This window comes from Collinsella aerofaciens, from assembly GCF_015554145.1.
Taxonomy (GTDB): Bacteria; Actinomycetota; Coriobacteriia; order Coriobacteriales; family Coriobacteriaceae; genus Collinsella; species Collinsella aerofaciens_AA.
Map to the genome: position 1 here is coordinate 1 of NZ_JADNHZ010000019.1, position 15,339 is coordinate 15,339.

The 15,339-nt window shown below is 60.8% G+C and carries 13 protein-coding genes; 2 read left to right on the forward strand and 11 right to left on the reverse strand.

Annotated features, from left to right (window positions below):
- The first annotated feature begins 65 nt into the window (after positions 1–65).
- Complete coding sequence (locus I2E13_RS08010; RefSeq protein WP_229057895.1) at positions 66–533, forward strand: hypothetical protein; 468 nt, start codon at positions 66–68, stop codon at positions 531–533.
- A 42-nt stretch (positions 534–575) separates the two neighbouring features.
- On the opposite strand, the gene I2E13_RS08015 is transcribed toward I2E13_RS08010, so the two are convergent.
- Positions 576–1,109, reverse strand: a complete 534-nt coding sequence (locus I2E13_RS08015; RefSeq protein WP_195404762.1) for a hypothetical protein — start codon at positions 1,107–1,109, stop codon at positions 576–578.
- Positions 1,110–1,341: 232 nt separating this feature from the next.
- Between I2E13_RS08015 and I2E13_RS08020 the strand changes: the two genes are divergently transcribed.
- The gene (locus tag I2E13_RS08020; RefSeq protein ID WP_195404763.1) at positions 1,342–1,554 is read left to right on the forward strand and encodes a hypothetical protein; all 213 of its coding nucleotides are present in this window, start codon (positions 1,342–1,344) and stop codon (positions 1,552–1,554) included.
- Positions 1,555–1,754: 200 nt separating this feature from the next.
- Here the strand turns inward: I2E13_RS08020 and I2E13_RS08025 are convergent, their stop codons facing one another.
- From I2E13_RS08025 to I2E13_RS08070, 10 genes are all read right to left on the reverse strand, one after another.
- Positions 1,755–2,141, reverse strand: a complete 387-nt coding sequence (locus I2E13_RS08025; RefSeq protein WP_195404764.1) for a hypothetical protein — start codon at positions 2,139–2,141, stop codon at positions 1,755–1,757.
- A gap of 9 nt (positions 2,142–2,150) precedes the next feature.
- On the reverse strand, positions 2,151–2,396 hold the full coding sequence (locus tag I2E13_RS08030; RefSeq protein WP_117629696.1) for a hypothetical protein: 246 nt from the start codon (positions 2,394–2,396) through the stop codon (positions 2,151–2,153).
- 218 nt (positions 2,397–2,614) lie between these two features.
- Positions 2,615–3,862: a site-specific integrase gene (locus tag I2E13_RS08035; protein WP_195404765.1), complete on the reverse strand. Its 1,248-nt coding sequence runs from the start codon at positions 3,860–3,862 to the stop codon at positions 2,615–2,617.
- A gap of 521 nt (positions 3,863–4,383) precedes the next feature.
- A complete protein-coding gene (gene pknB, locus I2E13_RS08040; RefSeq protein WP_195404766.1) occupies positions 4,384–6,351 on the reverse strand; it encodes a Stk1 family PASTA domain-containing Ser/Thr kinase in 1,968 nt (655 codons plus the stop codon).
- Positions 6,352–6,483: 132 nt separating this feature from the next.
- Positions 6,484–9,354 (reverse strand): FtsW/RodA/SpoVE family cell cycle protein, encoded by a 2,871-nt coding sequence (locus I2E13_RS08045; protein ID WP_195404767.1) that lies wholly within the window; start codon positions 9,352–9,354, stop codon positions 6,484–6,486.
- 16 nt (positions 9,355–9,370) lie between these two features.
- Positions 9,371–11,170 (reverse strand): Stp1/IreP family PP2C-type Ser/Thr phosphatase, encoded by a 1,800-nt coding sequence (locus I2E13_RS08050; RefSeq protein ID WP_195404768.1) that lies wholly within the window; start codon positions 11,168–11,170, stop codon positions 9,371–9,373.
- Complete coding sequence (locus I2E13_RS08055; protein WP_006235180.1) at positions 11,167–11,583, reverse strand: FHA domain-containing protein; 417 nt, start codon at positions 11,581–11,583, stop codon at positions 11,167–11,169. Before I2E13_RS08055 ends, I2E13_RS08050 begins: the two co-directional genes overlap by 4 nt.
- Before the next feature lie 6 nt (positions 11,584–11,589).
- Positions 11,590–12,603 carry a DUF3662 and FHA domain-containing protein gene (locus I2E13_RS08060; RefSeq protein ID WP_195404769.1) on the reverse strand — a complete coding sequence of 338 codons (1,014 nt, stop codon included), beginning with the start codon at positions 12,601–12,603 and terminating at the stop codon, positions 11,590–11,592.
- Positions 12,600–14,453, reverse strand: a complete 1,854-nt coding sequence (locus tag I2E13_RS08065; protein ID WP_195404770.1) for a serine/threonine-protein kinase — start codon at positions 14,451–14,453, stop codon at positions 12,600–12,602. The genes I2E13_RS08060 and I2E13_RS08065 overlap by 4 nt, the downstream gene beginning before the upstream one ends.
- Before the next feature lie 144 nt (positions 14,454–14,597).
- Positions 14,598–15,314, reverse strand: a complete 717-nt coding sequence (locus I2E13_RS08070; RefSeq protein WP_195404771.1) for a hypothetical protein — start codon at positions 15,312–15,314, stop codon at positions 14,598–14,600.
- Positions 15,315–15,339: the final 25 nt, after the last annotated feature.

The window sequence follows — 15,339 nt, forward strand, 5'->3', positions numbered from 1 at the left end:
GAATCCGGCGCATCCGCGTTGGCGCGATTGGCGAAAATACGTTGGTGAAAATGGTGAAAAATATATTGACGCTAACAGAGGTACGACCGCACGTGCTGCACCTCATGCGCGGAGGGGTATTCGACATCGCGGGAACCACGGTTCTTACCATGGGCGGAGCCGCGAGCAACGACAGGCAGTATCGCAAGGAGGGGAGGAGCTGGTGGCCCGAGGAGATGCCGAGCGAGGAAGAGACGGAACACTGCCGCTCCTCGCTCAGCCGCGTGGGTTGGAAGGTCGACTGCGTTGTGACTCATGAGGCCCCTGCCGCCCTGGCGGAGAAGCTGTGCCGCGAGCGCGGGCGCGAGTATCGGGGCGACCGGCTTCAGCGATTCCTTGCCGAGCTCGACGGTCAGCTCGGCTACCGCGCCTGGTTCTTCGGCCACTACCACGACGACAAATGGTGCGACGCCAAGCACCGCCTGATCTACCGAGACATCGTGTCGATCGAAGATGCCGCGCTCGGTTCTAGAAACCTTCTGGAAGCGCTCTAGAAGATTCCTAGAAATCAGCAGCCCGACAGGAGAAGCACGGGGCTACTCGCCCTTCATCTGGGTCATGACCTCGACCTTGGCCTCGGCCACAGCCGCCCGCTGCTCGGCTACAGCGAGGCGGTCCTTGAGGGCGGCGACCTCGGCCGTCAGGTCGCGCTGGGCCAGGAGCGCATCGCTCAGCTCGGCTTGGGCTTTCAACGCGGCGTCACGCTCGACGCGCAGACGCTCGATCTCATCGGACATGGCCTCAGCCTCGGCGTGGAGCTGGACGACCTGCCTGCTGAGCTCCCTGGCATCGGCGAGGTATCTGACGCTCGCGGCATGGAGCTCATTGTTCTCGAGCTCCATGCTCGCGGTGTCGAGCTCGAACTTCTCCTCGATAAAGGCGACCCGCTCATTGCAGTCGGCCTCAAGTCTTTCGTTCCGGTCTCTCGCCTCGACGAGCTTGCGGTTGAATTCGTCGAGCTGGGCCCTGAGTAACGCGTTCTCGGTTCTGAGGTCGCCCGTCTCGCGCAGCAGCTTCTCCCGCCACGTCGCCTCGATTCGCTCGGCGGCCTCATCGAGGACGGACTTCACGCCGTAGATCTCCCTGATTTTCTTCTCGTCTGCCATGGTGCGGCACTCCAATCAACAACGGGCATGGCTCCGCCATGCCATATGGCTGGGAACAATGCACGGCCGCTGTTGATTTGTGTTCGCCCTGCAATCGGTGAGTTCTAAAAGGCGTCTCAAGTCATGCATTCACGCAGGTTTTCGGTTGGAGAAATACCGCACGTTTTCATGGTATCACGCGCCTTAAAGACCATGAATGGACGGCCATATCGATTCGTTGAAAATGGCACCTACGACGTGTTGGTGGCGGGAGAGTGATGGCGTTAAAGATGTCGAGAATGATTATGGGATTGTTTTAGATGCGGGCATGAAAAAGGGTCGAATCGAAGTGTCTGGCCGGACGCCAATTGTCCGGGAACTGTTTCGGTTCGGCCCTGTTTCATTTTACATCCGCGGCATGTTTTTGTAGACGCCTGGCGATTACCGACCTTCACGACCTCGATGACGGTTTCCCCGTCCTCGATTCTTGCCAGATTGCGGTGGACATCGCTGCGCGAACGGCCGGATATCATTTGAGCCAGAATCCTCTTCTATTGAAGCGGATTCTGGCTCAGTGGTTTTTAACTCGGTTGTTTGACAGAAGCCCACGTCGATAGTCGGTCTGTGGACTTAAGATTTCGGGGGCTCCCAAGCGTTTTCGATCGCGGCACGGTAGATTGCAGCGTAATTAAGCATCCAGCTGCCATCGCCCGCTTTTTGAATAAACCCCTTATCTTTCAAAGAGGTATAGGCCCGGGAGATCGTGTTCTTACTCAGGTGGTAGCGCTCCTCAATCCATTTGCTTTTTGCGTAAAAGCCCATGGCTCGTTTGTTTTTGGAAGGATTTCCAAGCTTCCATACTAGGCCGAGGATGAGGCGCTCGGCAGCGACAGTGGTGGCGCAACACGCCCAGTCGGGCACCGAAATAAAATTCGCGTTATCCATTTTCCTTCTAATCTCTCGTTGCTCAGTAACATCATTGGAATATTTGTCGGCAATTGACGGTAGCTCGCTCATGTTTACCGCCTAGTCAAGGTGGGCGGTACGACCTTCGAGCTGCTTGAAAAGTTCGTAGAATGAGCTTTCAAACATGTAATTCGAGCGATGGATTTGGATGAGCTTGCCGGACTCGCGCATAAACTTGCGCGCGGTATTTTCGCTCCAGCCAGTGAGTTCGCGGATATCGTTAACGCGGAGCAACCGATCGCACTGAGCGGCACCAGTGGGGAAAGTCGGTGTGGACGCCTGAGTGCTAATCTGTGGAGTAGCCATGATGAGCTATCCTTTCAATGAGGGCCCTCCCTGTGCTTGTAAGACTTACCAGGTTCATAAGCACTTGGGGGGCCGGTTTTTATGACTACATGCGTAGCCATCTGACAGCTTTAGAATCTATTAAAACTCATTAGATGTCAATCAAATAAAGCGTTTACCTGCGGAAATAGTAGTATAGTACCGTAATATTATTGATGAAACGATGAATGAACAACATGCTATTTCTCGCTTTTCTGTATATAGGCGTTGATGAAGTCTTCGTAGCCTTTAACTGCTTTTATTTCTGATTGTTGAACGAGGCTTGTATACGTTTTGAGCGTGATATTGGGGTCCGCGTGGCCAAGAATACCTTGCACGCTTCTAACGTCCGATCCGTTCGCCAGCATAAAAGTGCTTACACAATGCCTGAGCTGATGCGGGCAGATGCCCTTATATAGTTTTCCGCCAGTCGAATTGTTCGGCTCATAGATTCCAAGATTGCAGCTAACTGCGAAATCGCGAAACCAATGGTTGAAGATGTAGTTTTTCATGTGACAGACAGTAGGGACCCCCTGCTTGACAGCAATATCGCTAATGATGGGAGTGCTGCCAGTCTGGGACAGCCCCAGAGAGGCCAGGAGCTCTTTTTGTATGGCTGACCATGATTGAAGACGTTCGGCCAAGGTCTCTCCAACGGGGATTTTGCGTTGGCTTTCTTGTGACTTGGGTGCCCTCAGTTCATGGTCGTTGGTGTACTGCCTGTCAATTTTCAAGGTTTTATTGGCAGGGTCCCAATCGCGCCATTCGAGGCCCAGCATCTCGCCTTTTCGCATACCCGTATACACTAGTACTAGCGTACCAACAGCTTCGGCGGTGAGCTCAATGTGTTGAAGATGTGTGCATAGGGTAGCTACTTGGTCGATTGTCAGTGATTCTCTTTTGTTGCGTGGTCTGCGAACATGAACGGTAGCGCAGGGGTTTCGGTCAATTATTCTCTTTGCGACTGCATTCGACAGAATCTGACGCAGTTTCGAATTGATTCGTACAAGCTCTGATGGTTTGTATTTTCCCGTACGACGAGCTTCGGCATATGCTTCTTCGATTAGATCGGGAGTTAGCCCCTCAATTGTCTGAAACGCACCGAATAGGTCTTCGATATGCCTGCAATCGTACGCTTCTCTTTCATAGCTCGTTGGCGCAAGTTCGGTGTCCCTATTTTCATGAAAGGCCCAGCAGTAGGACGCAAGCAAAGTGGGCTTTTTAGTTTTAGTGATCGTGCCAGAGGAGTTGATTTCAGCCAGCTTGGCCTGCATTGCAGCCCTAGCTTCTGTTTTAGTCTTGCAACGAACCGTATAAGTTGGGGATCGTTTGTAGCGCCCCGTCTTAGGGTCCTTGATCCCAAGTGAGAAATAATAGCGGTAGGTGTTAGGTGACCTCTTGTCTTTCCAACACGTGCCTCTTCCGCTAATGAGTGGCTGTTCTGCCATCTTTGCACTCCGTTTCTTTGAATAGTTTTCAACAATTCATTGAGTGCAGTTTAGCTAAAGCTGTTAGTAATATGTTTGTAAAAGCGTAGGCGCAGCTACCGGAGGCAAAAGACACAAACTGCTATGTTTATCTGCGGTTATATGATGTTCAATGATGCTTGATGAATGGTAGGGGGTAGCATTAAATCATATCTCCTAAAGCGGGTGTCGACGGTTCGAATCCGCCCGGGGGCACCAGAAGATTATAACGGCGTCGCGAGAGCGGCGCCGTTTCTGGTTTGTGGGAGCTGCCGACGGATTAGGACCGTCGACACCCGCGTCACCAATTTCCCCGCGGGGGGGAGTTTTCGAATCAGCCCGGGGACACCAGAGATTGATCGAGCCCGGTACACCGTCACGGTACCGGGTTCTTCTGGTTCATGTCATGTCAAAAACGAAGCGCCCGCTTGCTGGGGGAGCAAGCGGGCGCCTGTGAGCGAATATGTTTGCGGCGGGAGCCGTAATGGGCGGTGGGGCGGCGACTAGTTGGTCGTACCGGAATCGTCGCCCGTGCTCGTGCCCGAGCCAGAGCCCGAACCCGAGCCAGAAATCGAAACCGTCAGCGTAATCGTGCTGTCGGTGGACTGCTTGCCGGTGGGGGAGACGCCCGTAACGGTGGCGTTTTCGTTGCCGCTCACGGGGTTACCGTTCTGATCGCAGAATGCGATGTTGTAGAACCCGGCGTTGTTGAGCGCGGTAACGGCGGCGGAGATGCTCTTGCCGTACAGGTTGCCCGGAACGCTGGCTTTGCCGGACTTCTTGGCAATGACGACGGTAATCGTGGCGCCAGGCTTCTGCTTGCCGCTGGGGTTCCAGCTAATCACGGTGCCCTCGGTAACCGAGTCGTTCTCCTGGTAGCTCACGTCGACGCCAAAGCCTGCCATATCGAGGGCGTTGCGCGCCTGGGCCTCGGTCATGTCGGTCAGGTCGGGGACGGACGTGGTATCCGGGCCGCTCGAGACCTTGTACGAGATGGTCGTGCCCTTCTCGACTTCCTTACCGGCTTCGGTGCCCTGCTCAAAGACCTGGCCCTCATCGGCCTCGTTGGCCTCCTCGGAGGCGTTGCCCTTCAGGCCAACGCTTGCCAGCGCGGCTTCTGCCTGGTCCTTGGTCAGGCCGACCAGCCGGGGAACCTCGACCTTCTCGGAGGGCTTGGGGCCCTTGGAGATTACCAGGTTCACCTTGGTGCCCTTGGCCTTCTTGGTGTTGCCGTTGGGCGTCTGCTCGGCGACCTTGCCCTCGTCGACATCGTCGTTGTAGCTTTGGTCGATGGTGCCGACCTCGAGGCCGGCTTCCTTGATCTGCTCGACGGCAGTCTGCTGGTCCTTGCCTAGCACATCGGGCACGGTGACCTGCTCGCCGCCAAAGAGTCCTGTGGCAAAGGCCACCACGATACCGATGACGGCAACGGCTGCCACCACGGCGGCGATGATCTTGTTCTTGTTGGATTTGGGCTTTTCGACCTCGTAGGAGCCGGTGGAGCCCGAAACCGAGCTACGGGCGGTATTCTGGCCGCTCACGCCCGAGACGGGACGCACCATGGCGCGCGTCTGATCGGAAAGCTCGCGAGTCTTGGTGGCGCCCAGCTCACCGGGGGCACCGATGATGCGCGTGGGCTCCGAGATGTTGACGGCACGGCCCGACAGGTAGCTGTTGAGCACCTGACGCAGCTCGTCGGCGGTCTGGAAGCGGTTTGCCGGGTCCTTCTCCATGCACTTGAGGATGATGCGCTCAAGGTCGGCGTCGACACCGGAGTTGATCTGGCTCGGCGGAATAGGCAGCTCGTTGACCTGCTTGAGTGCGACCGAGATAGCGTCGTCACCGTCAAAGGGAACGCGGCCGGTGGCGCACTCGTACATCACGACGCCCAGCGAGTAGATATCCGAGGTGGGGCCGAGGTCCTGACCACGGGTCTGCTCGGGGCTGACGTAGTGGGCGGTTCCCAGCACGTTGTTGTCTTGCGTGAGGTGGCTGTTCTTGGCGCGCGCGATGCCAAAGTCCATCACCTTGATGTTGCCGTCTGGCAGCACCATGATGTTCTGCGGCTTAATGTCGCGGTGGATGATCTCGTGCTTGTGGGCGACCGAAAGCGCGGAGCTGATCTGCGAGCCGATCTGGGCGACCTTCTTGGGGTCGAGGGCGCCGTGGCTCTTGATGCCGCTCTTAAGGTCGGTGCCGCGCAGGTACTCCATGACGATGTAATAGGTGTCGCCGTCCTTGCCCCAATCGTAGACGCCCACGATATAGGGGGAGGAGAGGCCGGCTGCTGCCTGTGCCTCCTGCTTAAAGCGTGCGGCGAAGGTTGCGTCGCCAGCATACTGTGGCAGCATGATCTTGACGGCTACCGTGCGGTCGAGGACCTGGTCCTGTGCACGGTAGACGGTCGCCATGCCGCCTGTTCCCACCTTATCCTTGAGGAGGTATCTTCCCCCGAGGACCCTCTGTTCCATTCCTGCTCCTAACATAACTATTCGCTCAACGATGTGTGTAGTACCTACGATGTGGCCGCTGGGGCCGTGTGGCGCGTTGCCGCTAACTCTTCGGCCGCGGCGCGCCTCGGGTGTCCGATTCAATCATGGGCATCACGCTCCCTGTGCGGCAAGCGCCGCGGTCAGGACGATGCCGGCGATCTTGGCGGCCTTGACGTCATGCTTGTCGTAATCCTCTAAGGCCACCGAGATAGCGACTGTGGGTGAATCGTAAGGTGCAAAGCCAACGAACATCGAGTTGACGTTGGTGCCGCCGGTCTCGGCCGAGCCAGTCTTGCCGGCGACCTTGACGCCGGGGATTTGGGCATCGGTGCCGGTGCCGGACTGGACGACGGCAAGCATGACCTGCTTGACCTGGTCGGCCGTGGCGGAGCTGACGGCCTGACCCAGCGAGCGGGACTGCGTGGTCTTGACCACGGTTCCGTCCGGGGCGAGTACCTGGGCTACAAAGTACGGGTCCATGACCACGCCGCTGTTAGCGATGGCGGCGGCAATTACGGCGTTTTGCATGACGGTGGTCTGCGGCCCGGGCGTGTGGTCCATGCCGACAGGCTGGCCGGCGCCGGCCCAGGCGGTCTCCCACTCGGTCATGAGCGACGGGTCGGCCATGATGGAGGCCGCGGAGGTCAGGTCTTGGCCGAGCTTTTGGCCGTAGCCAAAGGCGTTGGCAAACTGCACGAGCGTGTTTGCGCCAACTTCGTTTGCCACCTGGCCAAAGACGACGTTGGAAGACACGGCAAAGGCCTGCTGCAGGCTGATGGTGCCGTAGCTCTCGTTGGCATAGTTGGTGACCGGCGCGTTGCCGATGTCCATGGAGCCGGGCGCCTGGTAGGTGCTGGTAAGGCTGGCGGTGCCGGTCTCGAGTGCCGCGGAAAGCGTAACGACCTTAAACGTGGAGCCCGGCGTGTACAGCGCGTCCATGGCGCGATTGTACATGGAGCCGTCCTCGCCGCCGCCCGCCTGCAGCAGGGCGTCGATGTTGGTGTTGTCATAGGTGGGCGAGCTGGCGCATGCGAGCACCGCACCGGTACGCGGGTCGATGACCACTACAGCGCCCTTAAAGCCCTTGAGCGCCTGCTCGGCCGTCGTCTGGATACGCGAGTCGATGGTGAGCTTGGCGGTGTTGCCCGGCTGGGTCTGGCCCGCGAGCGAAGCGATGGCGTTGTTCCAGCTGGAGTAATCCTTAGAGCCGGTGAGCGTGTCGTTCATGACACTCTCGATGGCGGTGGTGCCATACTGCTGGCTCACGTAGCCAACCACGTGCGCTGCCAGGTTGCCGTTGGGGTAGGAGCGTACGTAGGTGCCGTCCTCCTGCTGCAGCGACTCGGCCAGCGTCACGCCGTCGGACGTGATGATGGAACCGCGCTGGATGTACTTGGAGCGGGCGATAGTGTGGTTGTTGGTCGGCATATCCTGATAGTCCTTGGCCTTGATGACCTGGACATAGGTGAGGTTGCCGATAAGGATGGCGAACAGCGCCGTAAAGGCGAGCACCGCACGGGTTAGACGGTTGGCGAGCGCAACGCGGCCGAGCACACCGGATTCAGGCGTGTCGAGCAGGCGACGGCGCATGCGCGAGCCGACGGAATGGCTGCCGCTGCCGTAGGAAGACGAGGTGGCAAAGCGCGTGCCCGTCGGGGCGGCGGCGGATGCGACCTGATCATCGGTGATGGCAGCCATGGTGCCGGTGCCGGTAAGCTCGGCCTCGCGTCCGGTCGCCTCGTCACCGGCGCGCAGCAGGAGCGCGACGATGATAAAGCTCGCCAGCAGAGAGGAGCCGCCCTGGCTCATAAAGGGCAGGGTGACGCCGGTCAGCGGGATCAGGCGGGTTACGCCGCCAACGATCAAGAAGGCCTGGAAGCTGATGGCTGCCGTAAGACCGGTGGCGCTAAAGGCGGCGAGGTCGGATTTAGCGCGGGCAGCCGTGGTGAGGCCACGCACGGCAAAGAGCATAAACAGGATGAGCACGGCGCCGCCGCCCAAAAGGCCCATCTCCTCGCCGATAGCCGAGAAGATAAAGTCGGACTCGACGACAGGGATGTTGTTGGCCATGCCGTTGCCGATGCCAACACCGACCAGACCGCCATCGGCAAGCGAGAAGAGCGACTGGACGATCTGGTAGCCCTGGCCCTGGGCGTCCTTAAACGGATCGACCCAAACCTGGAAACGCACCTGAACGTGCGATAGGAACTTGTAGGCGCCCACGGCTCCGACAGCTAAGAGCGCAAGGCCGATAACGACATACGAAAAGCGCCCCGTGGCAACGTAGAGCATCAGCAAGAAGATGGTGTAGAACAGCACGGCCGAACCCAGGTCGCGTTCGAAGACGACGACGAGCAGGCACACACCCCACACGGCAAACAACGGCAGCAGCAGTCGCAGGCGAGGGATCTTAAGACCTAAGATCTTGCGGTTGGAGATGGAGAGCAGCTCGCGGTTCTCGGCCAGGTACCCGGCTAGGAACAGCACGATAAAGACCTTGGCGAACTCGCCGGGCTGAATGGTAAAGCCGGCGATGCGAATCCACAGTTTGGAGCCCGAGATCGTGGTGCCGATAAAGATAGGCAGCATCAGCAGAATGATGCCGATAATGCCAAAGGTGTACTTGTAGCGCATGACCACGTCGAGGTTTTTGACCAGTGCGAGCGTTCCCACCATCAGGGCCACCGAGACAAACAGGATGATGAGCTGTGAGATGGCGAGAGCGGGGGCGAGGCGTGTCACGAACGTGATGCCGATGCCCGAAAGTATAAATACGATGGGCAGGATGGCAGGGTCGGCGCCAGGCGCCAAGATGCGCACGGCGATATGCGCCGCGGCGAAGGCGGCAAAGAGGCCGATCGGTACGGCGAGCGTCTCAAAGGAGATAACGGCGCCCGCGGTGAGGACGTACATCGCATACAGCAAGATGACGGGGAACGCCGAGGCGATGAGCAAGAGCAGTTCGGTGTTGCGGCGACTCATAAGCGGCACTCCCTTTCTAATTCTTATCGGAGGCTTCGGCCTCGGCGGACTGTTCGGCGGTTTTCTCGGAATCTGATTCGGAGGTCGATCCCTGGTCGGTGTTGTCGCGAATCGTTTGCGCGTCGATCACCTGGCGGGTCTGCTCCTCGTCGATCTGGTGGCGGTACTTGGATATCGTGTCCTGCGCATCGTCGACGCTTGTTTGCGGAATGCCCGCCTTGAGGCGGTTTTGCGTGTCTTCGGGCAGGTCGGACAGCTTGATGCTGGTTTCGCTCTCGAGCCAGTGGAGCTTGAGTCCGAGCGGCTTGCCGGGCAGGCCGCGCCAGACGGCGACATTGCCCTGGTAGGTACCCAGGTAGTACGAGCCGGTGACACCCGTGTAGGCCCAGATGGCAGCCGCCAGCACCAAGACGAGACCTAAGACGACGCCGATGGTGACGTTGCGGCGACGCACGCGTTGCGCCTCGCGCATAACGCCATCGTCAACCAGGTCAACGACTACTACGGTCACGTTGTCGTGGCCGCCGGCGGCAAGCGCCGCGTCCACTAGGTTGTCGACGCAGATTTGCGCGGTTGAGGACTGCGTGGCGATGTTCTCGATATCGCTATCGGGAATCATGCTCGAAAGGCCGTCGGAGCACAGGATCAGGCGGTCGCCTTCCTCGATATGCAGAGTGAAGTGGTCGGCATACATGGCGGGGTCCGAGCCCAGCGCACGGGTGATGACCGAGCGGTTGGGGTGGACGCGAGCCTCGTCTGCCGTGATCTCGCCGGCGTCCACGAGCTCCTCCACGTAGGAGTGGTCGCGGGTCACGCGGATGAGCGTGCCCTCGTGGAGCAGGTAGGCGCGAGAGTCGCCCACGTGGGCGATGGCGAGCGTGTCGTTTTCGATATAGGCGCAAGTGGCTGTGCAGCCCATGCCGGGCTTGCCTAGGCCGTTCAGGGCCGCCTCGATTACGGCGGCGTTAGCTGCCTCGACGGCTGCCGCCAGGCGTGCTGCGTCGGCGGACTGCGGGGCCGTCTTGGCAATAGTCTCAACGGCGATGGAAGAGGCCACCTCGCCGGCAGCGTGACCACCCATGCCGTCGCATACGCAAAAGAGCGGCGACTGCACCAGGTAGGAATCCTCATTGTGCGGGCGTACGCAGCCAACGTCGGAGCGGGCGCCCCACATGAGTTGCGTGGTGGTGCCGGCATCATAGGTCGAGTCGGTCTCGATGCGCTCCTCGGTCAGGGGCTCAAAGCTCATGGTCGAGCCGGGGTCTTTGAGCTTGGCCTCAACGGCGGCAACGTCGATTTCGGCTGTGTCACCGGGAGAGACGGTGTCGGTCTCGGCGTTTGATTCGGAATCGCCGGTGTCCGGGGAGTCGGGCTCCTCGGACACGCGGGCGGTCGACTCATCGTCTTGCGGGCTGACGTCTATAGGCTCGGGCGCCGGCGTAGACGCGGGCGCAACCTCGGATGCCGGGGCTATGGGAAACGCCGGCGCGGCGGGTTCGGGTGCCGCAAACACCGCAGCGCTCTCGTTGATTGCCGCGGCGACGGGCTCTGCAAAGTGAGCCGGCGCCGGGGCTGCTTCGGGCGCTGTGGGCTGTTCCGCAGCATGTGCGCCGATGGGCGCCGCTACGGCATCCTCTTCGTCCTCGTTATCGGCGAGATCCGAAATATCATGCGTTACATGCGAAAGAGGCAGGGAGAACACGGTGTCCTCGGGCTCCACGGGTGCGGAGCCCGCCGGAGCGGCGTGGGCCGGCGCAGCTGTGGCGGCAGCCGGTGCCTCGGTCATAGTCGCGGACTTGTTCTCCTCGTCGATCATCGACGGTTCACCTTCATGACCACATCGCCGATCTGGACTTCGTCGCCCTCGCGCAGCGTCGCGGGCTCCACGAGCTGGCGGCCGTTGACGAGCGTGCCGTTAAGCGAGTTGAGGTCCTCGATGATGAGCGCCGGGCCCTGCAGCGAAAAGCGCGCATGCGAGGCCGAGACGAATGGTTCGTTGATGCAGATGTCCGAAGATGGCGAGCGACCGACGATGACGGGGCCGAGCATGTCTACGTGGATGCCGCGGATACCGCGCGGGCCCTTGTCCACATCGATCGTCCAGATAGCCGAGTCGCGGCGCTGTCCGCGCACAAGTCCCACGCCGGTCTTCATGACGGCGAACAGGAAGATATAGAGCAGGGCGACCAGGACGATGCGGCCTGCAAAAAGGACGATATCGATGTTCATAAGCGACTATCCCCTAAATTCAAAGGTGCTCAGGCCAAACGTCAGCAGATCGCCGTTGCGCAGCGGGCAGCGCGTAATGCGGCGGTTGTTGACGAGTGTGCCGTTGGTGGAATTGAGGTCCTCGATCGACCAATCCGAGCCCGTAAAGGTGAGCTGGGCGTGGCGGCGCGACACGTTGGGGTCGCGCAGGGCAATGTCGGAAACTGAGCGCTCGCGACCGATGGTCACCTGTGCGGAGGTGATGCTATGGCTCTCGCCGCTCACGACGTCGACGAGCTGGGCGAGCGGGCGCTGCGGGGCGCGAGTGCTCGCCATGTTGGAGGCGATGCCGGTTGCGGCGCCTAGGCCCACGGCGGCACCGGTCGCGGCGGCTCCGCCCATGCCGGCAAGCGCGTCGCGCGAGATGGTCTGCGGCACCGGGATGGGTGCGGCGGCGGGGTCGGGGACGCTAGGCGCGAAGGGGTCTGCCGTGGCAAGCGGGTCAGGAGTGGCGGCGCGAGGCGTCGGCTGCTGCTGGGGCATGGCGGCGGGGCGCTGCTGCTGCGGGGCAGCAAACTGCTGCTGGCCGGCGCGCGGGGCGCTGGCGGCACGGCTTGCCGCGGAGTTGTTCTGGCCCAGGCCGTTTTGATAGGCGCGCTCTTCTTCGTACAGGCGGCCGAGCGTGGGGGCATCGACGTTCTCGGCAAAGACCGAGAACTTGCCGGCGCGCAGCTGCGGATCGATCATAAAGCGCACGAGGGGCTCGCCGACAAAGACATAGCGGCGCTTTTCGGCCTGCGCCTTCACAAACTCGCGGACCTCGCGCGAAAGCTCGGGGTAGAACGGGGCGAGCATGGGATCGTCGTCGGCGGCGATCAGGATGGTATAGAGTGCCGGCGCCGTGTTGACGCCGTTAATCACCAGAGTCTGATCCTCCATGTCGCGAGCGGCCTGCTTGGCAAGCTTCTTAAAGGAGAACGGGGCACGGGTGGCACCGAAGATGCCGGCCACGTGGTCCTCGAAGATGTTCAGGAAGTTCACGAAAGATCACTCTCCGTATAGGTTCTTTGGTATCCGAGCAAATATAGGCATATCCCAACGATTATAGAGGATAGGGTTCCCGCAACTGCCGCCTTGGCGGCGACCGCGGCTGCAAGGCTGGCAATTTCCATATGGTGCGCAAGACAGGATGCCGCTGCGCAGCCGATGCCGGTGACGGCGATGGCGGCGATTGCGGCAAGGTTTGAGCCCTGGTCGGCACGCTTGGCATGGGCATTGAGCAGCGCAGATGACGCTGCGGCAGTTGTCGCGACCAGCACAAAGGCAGCCCAAAGGAGCGGGTCTTCCAGCGCTGCGGCAACGTTACCGAGCCCCAGCACGCCTCCGGCTGAAAGCGCGACCGTCGCCAGACGGGCAAAAAGCACGCCCATGCCCGTTGCCGCGGCGGCGCTTGCCGGGCCGAGCCAAAATGACGCGACGCCGGCGGCGACCCCAGCTGCCAGGAAGGTATTGCCAGTCAGACAGCCAAGCGCGAGTGCGCAGGTGAGCGCGGCGCTCGCGGCAGCCTCGGTGCGACCCCAGGCGATCCACCAACCGGACATGGCAGCGGCAAAGATCACCGCGACGGGCAACATCGACAGGATGCCCTGCGCCTGCATGGTGGCGTTGGCCATGAGCACCAAAAAGCCCACAGCCGAGATGGCCGAGCCGATCTGGGGGGCCAGGCCAGCCGCCGCTCCGATCGCGATAGCCGCAATGACCAGGCCGGGAAGCGCCGCGACCCCGGCCGTTTGCATCAGCAAAAAGCTAAAGGCGCCGCACGTTAGCACCGAGATAGCGTGCATGGTGTAGTCGCGCGCATGGCTCCAGCGCGTGCCCGCCCAGCCGAGCGCGGGGTCGACCTCGATGGCGTCGTCCTCGTAGTACGACGGCTCGATATCGTCGAGCTCCTGCTCGTCATCCGAAAGCTCGCCAACCATTTGCTCCAGACTGCGACGGCCCTCGCGCACGCTGCCCAGACCGGCAAGGAGTTGGTCGCAAAATGCCTCGATGCTGTTGGGGCGGTCCTGCGGCATGGGGGAGAGCGCGCTCATGAGCGCGGCCTCGGCTCCCGGGGGAAAGTGTGGTATCAGCTCGCTGGGATAGGTGGCGCCGCCGATGATGCGGTCGAGCGAGTCGGCGGGCGTGGCCGCCATAAAGGGAGCGCTGCCGCACAAGCCCTCATAGATAACGCAGGCAAGGGCAAAGACATCGGCGCGTTCGTCGACCGTGCCGGTCTCGATATCGAGCTGCTCGGGCGGCATGTAGCCGATGGTGCCGCCGCGCGAGCCGCCAAAGCCACCGGCGGACGACAGTCGCGCCATGCCAAAGTCGGTGAGCTTTACATTGCCCGAGTGGTCGATGAGCACGTTGGCGGGCTTAATGTCCAGGTGGAGTACGCCATTGCTATGGGCGAAGGTGAGCGCCTGGCCCAGGGCATCGGCAATGGCCGCGGCCTCGTCAAAGGTGAGTGAGTGGCCGTCCACGCGATGCAAAAACTCGGCCAGCGACATACCGTCGACATACTCCATGACCAGGTAGGCATAGGCGGTGTCATGCGTAAAGTCGATGACCTGCACGATATTGGGATGTTGAAGCATGGCGGCAGTGTGCGCCTCGCGCAGGACATCCATGATGTCGCTGGCGGGCATGCCGGCGCCGTTGATAAGGGGGATGCGCTTAATGGCGACGCGGCGGCGCAGGTGCGTGTCGCGGCAAATCTCGATGGAGCCAAAACCGCCGGTCGCAAGTGTCTCGAGCGGCTGGTACCGCTTGAGCAGCTCGCGAGAGCTGGTGCCCTCCAAAGGAACGTCCGGCGAGAACCGGGCGGTATGTTGCGAGAAAAGCGGCATGGCCAACCCTCGTGCGTTTAAAGTTCGTTTGCGAGTGGCGGGCGCGGAGCCGAGCCGTTCGCGGTGGCATAGATGCTGCTAGTGTAGCACGCTCGGGCGGATGGCGAGGATAACGGGATGTGAGGCTGCCTGTCTGGCTTGGCCTTAGTGCTTCTTCTTGTTCTTCTTCTGCTTGCGCTGCTTGCCCTTGGTCTCCTGGGGCTTGTCGTCCTGCTTGGCCTCGGCTGCAGCCTTCTCGGCCTTCATTTTCTTCTTCTTGGTCTCGATGCGGAGTTTTTTGTTGATGCGGGCCTTGAGGAAGGGACCGAACTGCTCGGCATCGCCACGGACGAAGGTGTCCTTGGGGATCGTCACGCCCTGGTCGGCGAACATGGCCACAAAGATGCGCTCGCCGTCGAGTACGTGGTCGAGCTTGTCAAACGGGAAGAACTGCGACTTGCCGCTCTTGCCCCAAACCATCAGACCGTCTTCGTTGGCGGCGACGCGGCGATAGCGGCCGCCCATGGACTCGTCGGCCTCGACGGCGTCGATATAGTCGCGGGCGAGCGTGTGGTGCAGGTTCTTGCTCCACCAGGCCAAAAAGGCGCCGAACACGATCAGCACGACGCCGAACTTGATCCAGCTGCCGCCGGCCACCAGCATGCCGATGCCGATGAGCGCGGCAATCGCGGCGGCGACGTACAGGGAGCCACGGCGCCTGGGCGAGGCGACCAGGCGCGCAAAGTCGGTGACGAGGTCGTTTTCGTACTGATACTCGTTGAGGTACAGGATGCCGTCGTCGGCTGCGGCCTGCGCCTCGAGCGCGACCTCGACCTGGTCGGCTGCTTCGGAGGGAACGAGGTTGCTCTCTGCGTCTGCCATGCTCTTTGGACTCCTATCGCGGCGG

What these genes read in the sequence shown, in the direction of transcription:
- I2E13_RS08020 (WP_195404763.1), top strand. Translation starts at nt 1,342, where the DNA reads ATGGACGGCCATATCGATTCGTTGAAAATGGCACCTACGACGTGTTGG.
- I2E13_RS08050 (WP_195404768.1), bottom strand. Translation starts at nt 11,170, where the DNA reads ATGATCGACGAGGAGAACAAGTCCGCGACTATGACCGAGGCACCGGCT.
- I2E13_RS08070 (WP_195404771.1), bottom strand. Translation starts at nt 15,314, where the DNA reads ATGGCAGACGCAGAGAGCAACCTCGTTCCCTCCGAAGCAGCCGACCAG.
- I2E13_RS08035 (WP_195404765.1), bottom strand. Translation starts at nt 3,862, where the DNA reads ATGGCAGAACAGCCACTCATTAGCGGAAGAGGCACGTGTTGGAAAGAC.
- pknB (WP_195404766.1), bottom strand. Translation starts at nt 6,351, where the DNA reads ATGGAACAGAGGGTCCTCGGGGGAAGATACCTCCTCAAGGATAAGGTG.
- I2E13_RS08065 (WP_195404770.1), bottom strand. Translation starts at nt 14,453, where the DNA reads ATGCCGCTTTTCTCGCAACATACCGCCCGGTTCTCGCCGGACGTTCCT.
- I2E13_RS08045 (WP_195404767.1), bottom strand. Translation starts at nt 9,354, where the DNA reads ATGAGTCGCCGCAACACCGAACTGCTCTTGCTCATCGCCTCGGCGTTC.
- I2E13_RS08030 (WP_117629696.1), bottom strand. Translation starts at nt 2,396, where the DNA reads ATGGCTACTCCACAGATTAGCACTCAGGCGTCCACACCGACTTTCCCC.
- I2E13_RS08025 (WP_195404764.1), bottom strand. Translation starts at nt 2,141, where the DNA reads ATGAGCGAGCTACCGTCAATTGCCGACAAATATTCCAATGATGTTACT.
- I2E13_RS08055 (WP_006235180.1), bottom strand. Translation starts at nt 11,583, where the DNA reads ATGAACATCGATATCGTCCTTTTTGCAGGCCGCATCGTCCTGGTCGCC.